The organism is Sphingomonas sp. (assembly GCF_035944535.1).
Classification (GTDB): Bacteria; Pseudomonadota; Alphaproteobacteria; order Sphingomonadales; family Sphingomonadaceae; genus Sphingomonas_B.
In genome coordinates this window covers 48,609-62,576 of sequence record NZ_DASZBC010000005.1, presented here as the reverse complement: position 1 = coordinate 62,576, position 13,968 = coordinate 48,609, and the positions used below count along the sequence as shown (strand labels likewise).

Genomic DNA, 13,968 nt, shown 5'->3' with positions numbered 1-13,968 from the left:
GCCATGAAGACACACGCCGCCGTAGCGTTTGAAGCCAAGCAGCCGCTGGAGGTCGTCGAGGTCGATCTCGAAGGACCCAAAGCGGGCGAGGTGCTGGTCGAGATCAGGGCGACGGGCATCTGCCATACCGACGCCTACACGCTCGACGGCTTCGACAGCGAAGGCATCTTTCCGTCGATCCTGGGCCACGAAGGTGCCGGTGTGGTGCGAGAAGTCGGACCCGGTGTGACATCGGTGAAGCCCGGCGATCACGTCATCCCGCTCTACACGCCCGAATGCCGCCAGTGTAAATCGTGCCTGTCCGGCAAGACGAACCTCTGCACCGCGATCCGCGCGACCCAGGGCAAGGGGCTGATGCCGGACGGCACCAGTCGCTTCAGCTACAAGGGGCAGACCATCTTCCACTATATGGGCTGCTCGACCTTTTCGAACTTCACCGTGCTGCCGGAGATTGCGGTCGCAAAGATCCGCGAGGACGCGCCGTTCAAGACCAGCTGCTATGTCGGCTGCGGCGTGACGACAGGCGTCGGCGCCGTCGTCAACACCGCCAAGGTGCAGGTCGGCGACACTGTCGTCGTGTTCGGGCTGGGCGGGATCGGGCTGAACGTCATCCAGGGCGCCAGGCTCGCCGGGGCCGGCAAGATCGTCGGCATCGACTTGAACCCCGATCGCGAGGAATGGGGCCGCCAGTTCGGCATGACCCACTTCCTCAACACCAGGGGCATGAGCCGAGAGGAGATCGTCGCCAGGGTCGTCGAGATCACCGACGGCGGCGCGGACTATAGCTTCGACGCGACCGGCAATACCGAAGTCATGCGCACTGCGCTCGAATGCTGCCACCGCGGCTGGGGCACCTCGATCATCATCGGCGTGGCGGAAGCCGGCAAGGAGATCGCGACGCGTCCCTTCCAGCTCGTCACCGGCCGCAACTGGCGGGGCACGGCGTTCGGCGGCGCCAAGGGCCGCACCGATGTGCCGAAGATCGTCGACTGGTATATGGACGGCAAGATCGCGATCGACCCGATGATTACCCATGTGCTGAGCCTCGACGAGATCAACAAAGGCTTCGACCTGATGCACAAGGGTGAGAGCATCCGGTCAGTGGTGGTGTATTGATGGCCGCAAAGGTCAACCTGGCCGAGAAGCTGGCCGGCTTCAGCGATCAGTGGGCGCCGCGGATCGTCTCGCGCTACAATGACAATGAAGTGCGGCTGGTAAAGGTCGAGGGCGAGTTCGTCTGGCACCGGCATGAGGAGACCGACGAGCTGTTCCTGGTGCTCGAAGGGGTGCTGGACATAGAGTTGCGCGATCGGACCGTAACGCTCGAGCAAGGCGAGCTGTTCGTCGTGCCGCGCGGCGTGGAGCATCGGCCCTGCGCCCGTCATGGCGAGGCCAAGCTGCTGCTGATCGACCCCAGGGACTTGCCGAACACCGGCGATCCGGCGACCGCAACGGCCGCCGTCGAGATTTGAGCGGCTTTCGCCATGAAACCCCGCGGCTGGTGCTGCGCAGCTGGCGGGATGAGGATGTCGACGCCTTCGAGGAAGCGTGCAACACGCCCGCGGTGACCCGCTTTCTGGGCGGCTTGCAGACGCGCGAGGAGATCGAGGCGGCAGTCGGCCGCATTCGCGCGAGCGAGGATGAGGATGGCTATTGCTTCTGGGTGCTGGAACGCCGGGACGATGGCCAGTTCCTCGGCTTCTGCGGGCTGAAGACGCTTGCGGCCGAGGGCGCGCCATCGGCCATCCTTGGCCAGCCGGAGATTGGCTGGCGGCTTCGCGAAGGCGTTTGGGGTCAGGGCTATGCGCGCGAGGCCGCAATGGCTTCGCTCGACCTCGCCTTTACCCGCTTCGGCATGGAGCACGTCTATGCCATGACCCTGGCGGACAATGCCGGGTCATGGGGTTTGATGAAGCGCATCGGCATGAGGGCGATGCCGGAACACGATTTCGACATGCCGCTTTATGGCCGCCATGTCGTCTATCGCATCGGGAGGCACGAATGGACGGAGTGAGCCTGATCGAGATCCACGGCAAGCGCCCTCGCATCCATGACAGCGCTTTCATTGCGCCCGGCTGCCGGCTCGTCGGCGACATCGAAATCGGGCCCGATGTCAGCATCTGGTATAATTGCGTGCTGCGCGCGGACGTGAACTTCATGAGGATCGGCGCGCGCACGAACATCCAGGATGGCAGCGTCTGCCATGTCGATTCTCCGCGTCCTGGCGCGCCCGAAGGACATCCGCTGATTATCGGCGAGGATGTTCTGATCGGACATCTCGCGATGGTGCATGGCTGCGTGCTCGCGGATCGCGCCTTTGTGGGCCTGGGCGCTATCGTGATGGACGGCTGCGCGATCGACGGCGAAGGCATGCTTGCGGCCGGCGCCATGCTGACACCCGGCAAGCGCATCGGAACGCGCGAACTATGGGGCGGGCGGCCGGCCCGGCTGATGCGTGAACTGAGCGACGCCGAGATTGCCGGCAACGCCATGGGCGTCACCCACTATGTCGAAAACGGCCGTGCGCATAGCGCGGCGATCAGCGGCTGATTCGCGCCCTCAGCGAGTCGATCACATCCTGCTGAGCCTCGGCGAGCGCGCCGATCCGCTGCGCTGCCGCCTGAAGCTCGGCGAGCCCTGCATCGCTCCGCGCCTGCACTCGCGCCGAAAGAAGCGCATCGACGCCGGCCAAGGCAGCGCCCGTCTCGGCCCGTGAGCTTTCGAGCGCGCTCAACAACTGCTGGGCGGCGACCCAGCTCTCGCTCCCGTCCGCGCCAGCATTCGCCGCAGCCGATTGCGCCCTTGGCAGCAGCGCGGCGAATGCGCGCTGACCGGCTTCGGCTCGCTCGACCAGCGTCGCGATCTCGCGTGCCAGCGCCGCGTCGGCGGCAGCGGGAGCGGCTGCTTCAGCCGGCGGAGCATTCAAGTCGCGGCTTTCGATCGGCCGCCGCGCGAGCGAGGGCGCGATCGCATTTTGAGCACATCCGGCGGCCAGCAGGAGAGGGAGTGCGAGAAGCCTTTTCATTGCCGCCGACTAGGCCGGGCGCGTCAGGGTCGCAATGGTCTTGCATCCTTGCGGCCACCCGCCTATGTCGCCGCTTCCCACGCGCCCGTAGCTCAGCTGGATAGAGCATCAGACTACGAATCTGAGGGTCGGACGTTCGAATCGTTCCGGGCGCGCCATTCTCTCCGACGACGGAATTCAGCCCCGGTTGGCAGCTTCAAGCTCGCGCGCGAGGGAGACGAAGGTATCGACGTCGATCGTCTCGGCTCTGCGTGCCGTGTCGAGCCCCAGGCGCTCGGCGGCTTCGATGGCGCCGGGTACCGATTTGAGGCTCTGGCGGAGCATCTTGCGGCGTTGGCCGAAGGCGGCTGCGGTTAGCCGTTCCAGTGTTGTGACGCGGACGCCGGGCGGCTGCTCGGCTGGAAGGATATGCACAACCGCGCTCATCACCTTGGGCGGTGGTGTGAAGGCCGACCGGTGAACGTTCATCGCAATTCGGGCCTGCGATCGCCATTGGGCGAGCACCGCCAACCGTCCATAGGCGTCGCTGCCGGGGGAAGCGACGATGCGTTCGGCCACTTCCTTCTGGAACATGAGCGTAAGCGAACGCCACCAGGGCGGCCATTGCTCCAGTGTCAGCCAGCCGACGAGCAGGGCGGTGCCGACATTATAGGGCAAGTTGGCAACGATGTGCCCGGAGCCGCCAAGTTCGCTTTGAGCGTCGATCTTCAGAGCATCCGCTTCGATCACGCGCAGCCGGCCCGGCGCCCAGTCGCCCAACTCCGCCAAAGCGGGGAGGCAGCGCGCATCGCGTTCGATGGCGACGACCTCCGCTCCGGCCCGAAGCAGCGCGCGTGTGAGGCCGCCGGGACCGGGACCGACCTCGAGCACTTTCTGGTTCTTCAGGTCGCCGGGAATGCGGGCGATGCGATCGAGAAGCTGCTCGTCGAACAGGAAGTTCTGGCCCAGCGCCTTGCTGGCACTGAGCCCATGGCGCGCGATTACTTCCCGCAGTGGCGGCAGCGGGCTCAAGCCGGGCAGCATTCCAGCTTGCGTTGCGCAACGGCCTGAGCGGCGAGGCGGAGGGCGGCGATCATCGCGCCGGGATGTGCCTGCCCTTTGCCGGCGATCGCAAATGCGGTGCCGTGATCGGGCGCGGTGCGAACGATCGGGATGCCCAAGGTCATGTTAACGCCGCTGTCGAAATAGAGGGTCTTGAGCGGGATCAGCGCCTGATCGTGATAAAGGCAGATAGCGGCGTCATAGTTCGCGCGCGCGCGTGCGTGGAACATGGTGTCGGCAGCCAGCGGCCCCGCCACGTCCACGCCCTCGGCGCGCAGTTCAGCGATTGCCGGTTCGATCACGTCGATCTCTTCGGTGCCCAGCGCGCCGCTCTCGCCGGCATGGGGGTTCAGGCCGGCAAAGGCGAGCCGCGGCTGGGCGATGCCGAAATTGCGCTGCAGTCCGCGCACGGTGGTCCGCGCCTTAGCAACGATCACTTCGGTCGAGAGGCTCAGCGCGACCTGGCTGAGCGGCATGTGCGTGGTGACGGGCACGACGCGCAGATCGGGTCCGGCGAGCATCATCACGACATTCTCGGGCGCGATGCCGCAGCGTTCGGCGACGAACTCCGTCTGGCCCGGATGGCTGAAGCCGATCGCGTAAAGCTGTGCCTTGGCGACAGGACCGGTGACGAGCGCGGAGGCGGCGCCGGAGCGGGTCAGACCGGTCGCGACTTCAAGCGAGTCCAGCGAGCAGCGGGCGCCCTCCAGATTGGGCTGACCCGGCACGATCTCGCCGCCATCCTCGACCGACAGGAGCGGCAGGGCGCGGCCGAACACCGCCGGCGCTTCTGCAGGATTGTCGATCCGGTGCACCGGGCCGCTCCACACGGACGCAATCGACCGTTCATCGCCCACCGCGAAAAAGGGAGCCAAGCCTTCGCGATCCTTGGCCAGCCAAGCCTTGACCGCGATCTCCGGACCGATGCCGGCCGGGTCGCCGAGCGCGACAGTCAGTGGCGCATCGGTCCAGGTCTCAGCGATAGTCAACCACAGCGTCCCGGCGCAGGTCGCGCAGATAACGCCGCGCCCGCATGTTCACGCGCTGCTCTTCCAGCTGCGCCATGATCGTCTCAGGGTTCGGTCCGTCCGCTACTTGCGGATCGTCGCGGCCGCACACGACGAGCACGCGCACGCCCTGCTCCGGCGAACCGAAGGGCGGGCTCGCCTGACCCACCTGTAGCGAGATCATCATTTCCTGGAGCTGCGCCGGCAGGTCGCGAATCTTCACCTGGTCATTGTCGACCATCTCGGCGCCGAGCTGCTCGGCGACCTTCTGCGCGGCGCCGCAGCCCGCAATGCCTCGGGTCGCGGTCGCGAACTCGGCCGCCTTGGCTGTTGCGGCTTCGCGCGTGGTGCCAGGAGGGAAGGAGATGGAAAGCTGGCGCAGCGCCAGCACCGCATCGCGCGGATCGGCGGTCAGCACCTGACGCTTGTCGATCATGTAGAGCACCGAAAAGCCGCCCGGCACCTGGATGGGACCAGCCAACTGTCCGACCGCCAGGTCGCGCGCGGTCGCCGCCAGCGTCTCCGGCAGCTGCTCCGGCCGCACCCAGCCGAGATCGCCGCCGACGGCCGCGGTCGACGCCTCGGAGAATTGCCGCGCATAGGCGGTGAAGGAACCGCCCTGCTGCACCTGCTGCATGATGCGCCGCAGATTGTTGCTGACTTCGGGCGCCGTTTCGGGCGTCGCCGACAGGAAAATCTCGCCGACGCGCACTTCGGTGGCGCCCTTGGCCGCGTTCAGCCGCGCGATGATACCCTGAACCTCTTCCTGGCCCACATTGACGAAAGGCTGGATGCGGCGGCGGAGCAGGCGGTTCCAAGCAAGCTCGCCCTCTATCTGGCGCTTCAGCGAGTTCTCGGACGATCCGATCTGCGTCAGATATTCCGACATCTGCTGAGGCGTCCGCTTGAAGTTGCGGGCCACGCGCTCGAAGCTCTGAGTCACCTCCTCGCGGGTAACGTCGATCTTGTTGGCTTTGGCTTCCTGAATCTGCAGCACCTCGTCGATCAGATTGCGCAGGATCTGAGTGCGCAGCCGCTCGATCTCCTCAGGGGGAAGCTGGGTGTTGGCATTGGCCGCCAGAATGAGCGCCAGCCTCTGTTCGACATCGGTGCGGGTGATGATGTCGCCATTTACGATAGCGGTGGGCTTGCGGACGCCAGGATCGTTGCGGCCGAACACCACGACATCGGCCGGGATGTTGAGACCACCAGCCGGATTGGCTTCGTTGGTCTGGGCAATGGCGGCGCAACCGATCGCCACGGCGGCAAGCAACAGCCCCTTGAGCGGGCGAAAAAATGAAGCGGTCACGTTCGAAATATATCCTGACGACAAGGAAAGCACTGCGCCTCGGCTAGGCTGGAGCGGCTGAACGGTGGCTTAGCGGCCCAGGTTCTTGAATGAAAGCCTTAGCAGGAAAGTATTGCCGCGGCGCGCATCGCCCGTGTTCTGGTAATCGCGGCGCCAGGTGACGCCCAGATCGAGGCAATCATCGGTATAGGCGATGCCCAGCCGGTGCCGGATCGGCTGAAACCCGTCGGCAGTCAGCAGCGGGTCCTCGCGCCGGTCGCTGAGATCGACGATGGCGGAGCCGAATGCCGACCAATAGCGGCCGATCTGCACCCGTCCTCCCACTCGCAGCTCCTCGCGGTCGCGCAAATCCTCGATTGCAGTGTCGATGTCGCGGTTGAGGCGAAGATAGCCGATCAGGACATAGGTCGAGCGCGAGCCGACCGTGGCGTCGATCTCGTTGCGGCGTACCGCCAGGCTGTCCTTGTCCAACCGGTAGCGGTGCGTCAGCGAGACGAAGTCGCGGAAGCGGACGGTGGTGCGGCCGACGAAGTCGGATAGATTGACGCGTAAGCCAACGCCGTTCGGGAACAGCTCCGGCCGGTCGGAGAGGCGATAGCTCTGGCCGATATTGGCGTCGATCGCGATGCCGGGCAGGGTCAGCGCATAGTCGACGCCATAGGTGACACGGGCGCCGTCCTCGAACCGATCGTAGCCCGGAAAACGGTTGAGGGCGAAAAGGTTCGAATCCTCGAGTTCGATCGCGCGGGCATCCTCGTTCGGGATGCTCATGTTGCGGATCGGCGGCGTGGCGACGAACTGGATACGCGGGGTGATCCGCTGCGTGCCTTCGCCGATCGGGCCGACCAAGGGCCAGCGGATGTCGATCGCAGCGGCGGCGATCGCGCGAGTCTCCCAGCCGGGATTGCCGCGGTAGATCAGCGTGGGAGAGAGCGCATTCTCGTCGGAGTGATAGACATCGCCCCGCGCATAAGCGGTGAGCGTCACTTCCTGCCCCCAGGGCGTCAGCCGCCGCAGGTCCCAGCGGGCGCTGGCAAAGGCGCGCTGCGTGTCCTGCCCGTCACTGCGCCCGATGGCGAGCGTGTTGACCTGCAGCTCGACCCGGCCGCCGACGAAGGGATCGGTCAGCCGGTGGCGAAAATCGAGTTCGGGCAAGGCGATCGGCTGCTGCCCCTGCAGGTCGTTGATGCGCAACGTCTGCGTCGCCCAGCCGGTCAGCGAGAAATAGGTGTTCGGATCGATCCGCTCCAGCCTGACCGTCGAGCGCAGCCGGTCGTCGCGGGTGATGTCGTAGCGCCGCAGGAAGGTGCGGTCGGTAGTCAGGCGGATGGAGCCGCTGACGTTCCAATAGGGATCGAGCTGAAAGCGGCCGCTCGCATCGAAATAGCCGCGGATGTCGCGTTCCGATGTCGTGCCAGGCGAGAGGTCCGCGGGCTGGCGGCGGCTATAGGTGACCATGCCGCCGATCTGATACGCACCCTTCCCGGTCAGCGCCCGATACTGCGCACCGAGTGCGGGCAGGACGTTCGAGTAGATATGCGGCGTGATCGTCAGGTCGCGGTTGGGCGAAAGCTTGAAATAATAGGGAAGGGCGACTTCGAAGCCGTTGACCCGGCTGAACCGCACGTCTGGCACCAGCACGCCGCTGCCGCCTTCTCCACCGGTCGGATGGGAGAGCAGCGGCAGGGGAATGAGCGGCAGCCCAAACAGATGCATGCGCGCGCCCTGGTAGAAGACGCGCTTGCGGCCGGTGTCATAGGTGACGCGAACGGCCGTGATCTTCCAGCTCGGCTCTTTGGGCCGGCAGTCGGTCTGCTCCTCGACAGGGCAACCGGTGTAGGCGGCATTTTCGAGCGTGTAGAGGTTGCCCTGGCGGGTGCCGCGGGCAGCGGCGAGACGGCCGCCGCCTTCAAGCACCACCAGCAGATTGTCGACGACGCCGTCGCGCAGCGTATCGGTCAGCTGAACGGAGTCGCCATAGGCGACGTCTCCTTCCGGATTGGTGACCGCGACATTCCCCTCGGCGCGCACCTCGCCGGTCGCTCGGTTCCAGACGATCCTGTCTGCGCGGAGCCGATTGCCGTCACGGAACATCCGCACATCGCCGGACGCGATGACTGTCTCCGTCTCATTCAAATATTCCAGCTGCTCGGCGCTAAAATCGACCATATTGGCTTCGGCGGGCGCCGGATCGGCGAGCGGCGGCGGCGGATCGGCCGGACGGTCCTGGAGGTCCTGCGCGGCTGCGGTCCAGCTCCATGCCGCGCCCACCAGCCAGATCGCCCGCTTTGCTTTCACGCCTACCCCGAACCCGTTGATCGTCGCGCCATTTGGCTGTGGCGGCGCCTATCGCATTCAAGCGGGCGGGCTGCAAATCGTTCTGACGGGCTTGCGGGGCGCGCAGGGAGGCTTAGAGGCGTGGACCAGTAGCGTTTTGCAACAGGAAGTCTCGATGCAGGTTCGTTTCGCCGATGCCCGTCCTCAGGGCAGCTATGATCTGGCGCTGGTCGTCGCCGGCGGCGGGTCGCCTGCCGGTGTGCCGGAGGGTTCAGGGCAGTTGGTCGCCGACGCACTCAAGGCATCGCGCTTCGAGGGCGAGGCCGGATCGCTGGTCGAGCTGTTCGTCGCCGATCAGGGTACGACGCGGCGGCTGCTGATCGTCGGCACCGGCAAGGGCGAAGCGACCGACCTGCAGAAGGCCGCGGGTGCGCTGGTGGCGCGATTGCTGACTTCGGGCACGGAGACATTGGTCGTCGACCTGAATGGTGCCGGCGCTGAGGCAGCCGCAACCTTCGCTGCGGCGGCGAGTCTGCGCGGGTGGCGGCATGACCGCTATCGCACCAAGTTGCCGGCCAGGCAGCGGCCGAGCCTGAAGGAACTGGTCATCGTCGGCGCCGACGGCAGCGCCTGGGAGCGGCAGCGGGCGGTGGTCGAAGGCGTGTCCTTGACGCGTGAGCTGGTCAGCGAGCCAGCCAACATCATCTACCCGCAGACCTTCGTCGAACGCTGCCGCCATCTGGAAGAGCTCGGCGTCGAGATCACCGTCTTAGGCGAGCAGGAGATGCGGGCACTCGGCATGGGTGCACTGCTCGGCGTCAGCCTGGGCTCGGAGAAGGAAGCGCAGCTGCTGGTGATGCGCTGGGACGGCACCGGCGGGGCGGTGAAGGAACCGCTCGCGCTGGTCGGCAAGGGCGTGACCTTCGATACCGGCGGCATCTCGATCAAGCCAGCCGCCGGCATGGAAGACATGAAGTGGGACATGGGTGGCGCGGGCGCGGTCGCAGGGGCGATGAAGGCGCTCGCGCTGCGCAAGGCCAAGGCGCATGTCGTCGGCGTCTGCGGGCTCGTCGAGAACATGCCGGACGGCAAGGCGCAGCGTCCCGGCGACGTGGTTACGTCCATGTCGGGCCAGACCATCGAAGTAATCAACACCGACGCGGAAGGCCGCCTCGTACTCTGCGACGCGATCACCTGGGTTCAGAAGAATCATAAGCCGCGCACGATCGTCGATCTGGCGACGCTCACCGGGGCGATGATCATCAGCCTGGGCAATGAGCATGGCGGCCTGTTCGCCAATGACGACTCGCTCGCGGACCAGCTGATCGCCGCGGGCAAGGCGACAGGCGACCTGCTGTGGCGCTTCCCGCTGGGCGACGCGTACAACAAGCTGATCGACAGCCCGATCGCCGACATGAAGAATGTCGGGCCGCGCGAGGCGGGCTCGATCACCGCCGCGCAGTTCATTCAGCGCTTCGTCGACGAAGGCGTCCGCTGGGCGCATCTCGACATCGCCGGGATGGTCTGGTCGTCCAAGCCGTCGAGCATCTGGGACAAGGGCGCGACCGGCTATGGCGTGCGCCTGCTCGACCGGTTCGTCGCGGACAATTTCGAGCAGGCCTAACGCACCGCGAAACCGTTGCTGAGGAGACCGGCCCGCTGCATGGCGGAGATCGCCTCCGCGTCATGGCCGGGAACCAGCACGAGGCCCGGATTTTCCCGCGCCAGCCGCGCCAGTTCGCGCGTCTGCAGCATCACCATGCGGCGGTTTTCGTGCGTGATGAAGTCGGTGATGTAGCGGGAGCGGATGCGCTGTTCGCGCACATTGGCTGCAAGTGACGCGGTGTCGCCCATGAACAGATATTCCCGACCGTCCGCCCTGCGCACAAAGATCATCTGCGACCCTGGCGTGTGCCCCGGCGTGCGGATCAGCACGACGCCGGGCGCGATCGCCCGCATGCCTGAATAGTCCATTGGTTTGTAACCGCGGCGTGCCGGGGCGGGCCAAGCGAGCGGACGGATGTGCGGACCTTCCGCGAACTGCTGGGGATTGAGCAGGGCTTTGGGCAGGACGCGGGCGAGGCTCGGACCCTTCACGAGCCCGCCCAGATGATCCGAATGCTCGTGGGTAATCACGATGGCACTGGCCCAATCCATTGCGCGGACCAGCCGCCGCCACGAGGCTTGGTCATAGCTGTCGACCTGGAATCGGGCGGCCGTCGCGGCATCGAAGCCGGTGTCGATCAGGATCGAGCGCTCGGGATAGACCAGCCGGTGGCTGAGCTGGACGATGTCCACTTCGCGCCAATCGCTGCCGCCGACCATCGCGATCTTCGGCACGCGCCGATGAGCGAGCGTCTCGGTTTCGATGCGGACCGGCGCGGGCCCTGGCAGTCGCGCGGCTTCCTTGCGCACTGCCTGCAGATCGATCGTGAACCGGCCTTCCCAAGGAAATCGGTTGTCGTAGAAGAGCCAATAGATCGCCGCACCCGCCAGCACCACCAGCGCCACGACGATCCTCAGCAGCCATTTGCGCATAGCGTCTCCCCCGCTGCGAAGCTTGCATAAGCAGGGCCGCCTGACTAGGGGAGCGCCACTTCCCACATTCAGACAGACGGAGCAGCACGGCGATGGCCGCGAACCGCACCTTTTCGATCATCAAGCCCGATGCCACCCGCCGCAACCTGACCGGCGCCGTCACCAAGATGCTGGAGGATGCGGGCCTGCGCGTCGTCGCCTCCAAGCGCATCCGGATGAGCCGCGAGCAGGCCGAAGGCTTCTACGCCGTCCATCGCGAGCGCCCCTTCTTCAACGATCTCGTCGAGTTCATGATTTCGGGCCCAGTCGTGGTGCAGGTGCTGGAAGGCGAGAACGCCGTGCAGCGCAACCGCGACATTATGGGGGCGACCAACCCGGCTAACGCCGCGCCGGGCACGATCCGCAAGGAGCTCGCCGAGTCGATCGAGGCCAACTCGGTTCATGGCTCGGACTCGGACGAGAATGCCGCGATCGAGATCGCCTATTTCTTCAAGGACGAAGAGATCGTCGGCTGACACCGGACCGTCGTCCCGAGCTTGTTTCGGGACAAGGCTTCCGCCGCATTGTCGCCGGGAAAGCTTGTGCCGAAACAAGTTCGGCATGACGGTTTCTCTTTGTGTCAGCGTGCGTTCACTGTAGTAGCGCGATAAGACACGGCGGGACGACCTGTGGACGATCGCATGCGCTATGATCTGGATTGGGACGAGCGGTTCGATGCGCTCGACCCGCTGCCGCCGCTCGATCCGTTGCCTGACGCCGAGCCCGATCAGCCGCCGCGCCGGCGCTGGCTCCGCAAGCGCTATATCGCGGCGGGCGTCCTGCTTCTCTTCATGTTGACGATCGCCTGGCTGGCGATTACGGCGCCGCTCAGCCGGTCGCTGCAGCCGATCGCGGCGCCGAGCATCACTCTGCTCGCCAGCGACGGCACGCCGATTGCGCGCAAGGGCGCGATCTTCGCTCAACCGGTGAAGATGAGCGAGCTGCCCAAGCATGTGCCGCAGGCGTTTATCGCAATCGAAGACCGCAGCTTCCGGACTCACATCGGCATTTCGATCCGGGGTATCGGCCGGGCGGCCTGGCGAAATCTGGTCGGAGGCGGCGTATCGCAGGGGGGCAGCACGCTGACGCAGCAGCTGGCGAAAAACGCATTCCTGAACGATCGCCGCACCTTCGGGCGCAAGGCGCAGGAGTTGCTGATTGCGTTCTGGCTTGAGGCCTGGCTGACCAAGGACGAGATCCTGGAACGCTATCTCTCGAACGTCTATTTCGGCGACAATGTCTACGGGTTGCGCGCGGCGGCCCGCCACTATTTCAGCCGCGATCCCAGCGAGTTGACCATGGGCCAAGCCGCCATGCTGGCAGGCCTGGTCAAGGCGCCGTCGCGGCTCGCTCCGACCAAGAACCTTTCGGGCGCGCGGCAGCGTGGACGGCTGGTGCTGCAGGCTATGGCAGACGCCGGCTTCATCTCCGAAGCTACGGCCAGGTCGCAGCCGGTCGTGCGGCTTAAGGTGCAGCGTGAACGTTCGATGCCGACCGGCACTTATTTTGCGGACTGGGTGATGCCGAAGGCGCGCGACCAGGCGGGCGCCGTCTATGAGCGGCAGGAAATCCAGACGACGCTCGACACGCGCCTGCAAAAGATCGCGATCGCCGCCACCGGGCGCGGGGCGATCAAGGGCGCGCAGATCGCGCTGGTCGCGATGCGGCCGGACGGCCGCGTCGTCGCGATGGTCGGCGGTCGCAACTACAAGGACAGTCCGTTCAACCGGGCCACGCAGGCGCGGCGCCAGCCCGGCTCCACTTTCAAGCTGTTCGTCTATTTGGCGGCGCTCCGCTCGGGCATGACGCCGGACAGCTTTGTCGAGGATCGGCCAGTGACGATCGATGGCTGGTCGCCGACCAACAATGACGGGCGCTATCGCGGCCGCATTACCTTGCGCCAGGCCTTTGCCTTGTCGAGCAATGTCGCTGCCGCGCGCCTCGCCGATCAGGTCGGGCGCAAGGCGGTGATCCAGGCCGCGCGCGATCTCGGCATTACGAGCCCGCTCGCCGATCATCCCAGTCTCGCGCTCGGCACATCGGGCACGACCTTGCTGGAGCTGACTTCGGCCTTCGCCGCGGTGGCGGGCAACAATCTCCCGGTGCGCGCCTATGGCCTGCCCAAGGAGCCGCAGGGCTTCATCGCTTCGCTTTGGAACCGGCCGAAGCGGCTGAGCGGACGTGACCGCGAGATGCTGCTCGACCTGCTGTCTGGCGTTGTCGAGCGGGGCACCGGGCGCGCGGCGCGGCTGTCGGTCGAAAGCTTCGGCAAGACCGGCACCACCCAGAATGCACGCGACGCGATCTTCGTCGGTTTTGCCGGCGATCTGGTCGTCGGCGTCTGGGTCGGTCGCGACGACAACAAGCCCATCCCGGGGCTCGCCGGTGGCGGCGCACCAGCGCGCGTCTGGCGCGACTTCATGAGCCGGGCGATCCCCGGCGCGGCGATCAAGGTGCCGGCGCCGGTCGACCCCGAGCCGGTGGTGATCGACGAGAACAGCATGGCGGGCACGGCCGATCTGGGGCCCGTCCAGCTCGGCATTTCGGTCGATGAAGACGGCCTCTCGGTGTCCGCCGAGCCCTCCGACGACGAGCCGCTGCCGCCGCCGCCCGAATCACGCGCGCTGCCCCCGGAGCTCGAGCCCGTCGGCCCCGAGGACGAACGCTGAAGCTTGCCGTAGCGGCAGCGCGCGGGTGCTTGCCGTTAACGTAAAGCGCTCCTAAACCGGTCC

General features: G+C 66.1%; 13 protein-coding genes and 1 tRNA gene. 8 read left to right on the top strand and 6 right to left on the bottom strand.

The window, feature by feature from the left end; all coding sequences use genetic code 11:
* Positions 1 to 3: 3 nt before the first annotated feature.
* The 4 genes from VGT77_RS03950 to VGT77_RS03935 are packed head-to-tail and all read left to right on the top strand — an operon-like array spanning position 4 to position 2,550.
* Positions 4 to 1,116: an S-(hydroxymethyl)glutathione dehydrogenase/class III alcohol dehydrogenase gene (locus VGT77_RS03950; RefSeq protein WP_327459788.1), complete on the top strand. Its 1,113-nt coding sequence runs from the start codon at positions 4 to 6 to the stop codon at positions 1,114 to 1,116.
* Positions 1,116 to 1,472 carry a cupin domain-containing protein gene (locus VGT77_RS03945; protein ID WP_327459787.1) on the top strand — a complete coding sequence of 119 codons (357 nt, stop codon included), beginning with the start codon at positions 1,116 to 1,118 and terminating at the stop codon, positions 1,470 to 1,472. Before VGT77_RS03950 ends, VGT77_RS03945 begins: the two co-directional genes overlap by 1 nt.
* A complete protein-coding gene (locus VGT77_RS03940) occupies positions 1,469 to 2,014 on the top strand; it encodes a GNAT family N-acetyltransferase (RefSeq protein WP_327459785.1) in 546 nt (181 codons plus the stop codon). The genes VGT77_RS03945 and VGT77_RS03940 overlap by 4 nt, the downstream gene beginning before the upstream one ends.
* Positions 2,002 to 2,550, top strand: a complete 549-nt coding sequence (locus VGT77_RS03935; protein ID WP_327459783.1) for a gamma carbonic anhydrase family protein — start codon at positions 2,002 to 2,004, stop codon at positions 2,548 to 2,550. The genes VGT77_RS03940 and VGT77_RS03935 overlap by 13 nt, the downstream gene beginning before the upstream one ends.
* Here the strand turns inward: VGT77_RS03935 and VGT77_RS03930 are convergent.
* Positions 2,540 to 3,025, bottom strand: coding sequence for a hypothetical protein (locus tag VGT77_RS03930; RefSeq protein WP_327459781.1), 486 nt, complete (start codon positions 3,023 to 3,025; stop codon positions 2,540 to 2,542). The genes VGT77_RS03935 and VGT77_RS03930 overlap by 11 nt on opposite strands.
* 81 nt (positions 3,026 to 3,106) lie before the next feature.
* Here VGT77_RS03930 and VGT77_RS03925 point away from each other — a divergent pair.
* Positions 3,107 to 3,183: transfer RNA gene (locus VGT77_RS03925), tRNA-Arg, on the top strand.
* Between the two features lie 19 nt (positions 3,184 to 3,202).
* Here VGT77_RS03925 and rsmA read toward each other — a convergent pair.
* The 4 genes from rsmA to VGT77_RS03905 all read right to left on the bottom strand — a co-directional run bounded on the left by rsmA (position 3,203) and on the right by VGT77_RS03905 (position 8,680).
* Positions 3,203 to 4,048 carry a 16S rRNA (adenine(1518)-N(6)/adenine(1519)-N(6))-dimethyltransferase RsmA gene (gene rsmA, locus VGT77_RS03920; RefSeq protein ID WP_327459779.1) on the bottom strand — a complete coding sequence of 282 codons (846 nt, stop codon included), beginning with the start codon at positions 4,046 to 4,048 and terminating at the stop codon, positions 3,203 to 3,205.
* Entirely contained in the window at positions 4,033 to 5,055 is a 1,023-nt protein-coding gene (gene pdxA / locus VGT77_RS03915; protein ID WP_327459777.1) for a 4-hydroxythreonine-4-phosphate dehydrogenase PdxA, read from the bottom strand. The genes rsmA and pdxA overlap by 16 nt, the downstream gene beginning before the upstream one ends.
* Positions 5,042 to 6,382: a peptidylprolyl isomerase gene (locus VGT77_RS03910; protein WP_414713354.1), complete on the bottom strand. Its 1,341-nt coding sequence runs from the start codon at positions 6,380 to 6,382 to the stop codon at positions 5,042 to 5,044. Before VGT77_RS03910 ends, pdxA begins: the two co-directional genes overlap by 14 nt.
* 69 nt (positions 6,383 to 6,451) lie before the next feature.
* Positions 6,452 to 8,680 carry an LPS-assembly protein LptD gene (locus VGT77_RS03905; protein WP_327459775.1) on the bottom strand — a complete coding sequence of 743 codons (2,229 nt, stop codon included), beginning with the start codon at positions 8,678 to 8,680 and terminating at the stop codon, positions 6,452 to 6,454.
* 154 nt (positions 8,681 to 8,834) lie between these two features.
* On the opposite strand from VGT77_RS03905, the gene VGT77_RS03900 reads away from it, so the two are divergent.
* Positions 8,835 to 10,283 carry a leucyl aminopeptidase gene (locus tag VGT77_RS03900; RefSeq protein ID WP_327459773.1) on the top strand — a complete coding sequence of 483 codons (1,449 nt, stop codon included), beginning with the start codon at positions 8,835 to 8,837 and terminating at the stop codon, positions 10,281 to 10,283.
* Here the strand turns inward: VGT77_RS03900 and VGT77_RS03895 are convergent.
* Positions 10,280 to 11,197 carry an MBL fold metallo-hydrolase gene (locus tag VGT77_RS03895; RefSeq protein ID WP_327459772.1) on the bottom strand — a complete coding sequence of 306 codons (918 nt, stop codon included), beginning with the start codon at positions 11,195 to 11,197 and terminating at the stop codon, positions 10,280 to 10,282. The genes VGT77_RS03900 and VGT77_RS03895 overlap by 4 nt on opposite strands.
* Before the next feature lie 92 nt (positions 11,198 to 11,289).
* On the opposite strand from VGT77_RS03895, the gene ndk reads away from it, so the two are divergent.
* Both ndk and VGT77_RS03885 read left to right on the top strand, forming a co-directional pair.
* On the top strand, positions 11,290 to 11,712 hold the full coding sequence (gene ndk, locus VGT77_RS03890) for a nucleoside-diphosphate kinase (protein ID WP_327459771.1): 423 nt from the start codon (positions 11,290 to 11,292) through the stop codon (positions 11,710 to 11,712).
* A gap of 165 nt (positions 11,713 to 11,877) precedes the next feature.
* A complete protein-coding gene (locus VGT77_RS03885; protein WP_327459769.1) occupies positions 11,878 to 13,905 on the top strand; it encodes a PBP1A family penicillin-binding protein in 2,028 nt (675 codons plus the stop codon).
* The last annotated feature ends 63 nt before the right edge of the window (positions 13,906 to 13,968 follow it).

Coding starts and splice junctions, on each gene's coding strand:
- VGT77_RS03885 (WP_327459769.1), top strand. CDS start 11,878: ATGCGCTATGATCTGGATTGGGACGAGCGGTTCGATGCGCTCGACCCG.
- VGT77_RS03945 (WP_327459787.1), top strand. CDS start 1,116: ATGGCCGCAAAGGTCAACCTGGCCGAGAAGCTGGCCGGCTTCAGCGAT.
- VGT77_RS03895 (WP_327459772.1), bottom strand. CDS start 11,197: ATGCGCAAATGGCTGCTGAGGATCGTCGTGGCGCTGGTGGTGCTGGCG.
- VGT77_RS03930 (WP_327459781.1), bottom strand. CDS start 3,025: ATGAAAAGGCTTCTCGCACTCCCTCTCCTGCTGGCCGCCGGATGTGCT.
- VGT77_RS03950 (WP_327459788.1), top strand. CDS start 4: ATGAAGACACACGCCGCCGTAGCGTTTGAAGCCAAGCAGCCGCTGGAG.
- VGT77_RS03935 (WP_327459783.1), top strand. CDS start 2,002: ATGGACGGAGTGAGCCTGATCGAGATCCACGGCAAGCGCCCTCGCATC.
- ndk (WP_327459771.1), top strand. CDS start 11,290: ATGGCCGCGAACCGCACCTTTTCGATCATCAAGCCCGATGCCACCCGC.
- rsmA (WP_327459779.1), bottom strand. CDS start 4,048: ATGCTGCCCGGCTTGAGCCCGCTGCCGCCACTGCGGGAAGTAATCGCG.
- VGT77_RS03900 (WP_327459773.1), top strand. CDS start 8,835: ATGCAGGTTCGTTTCGCCGATGCCCGTCCTCAGGGCAGCTATGATCTG.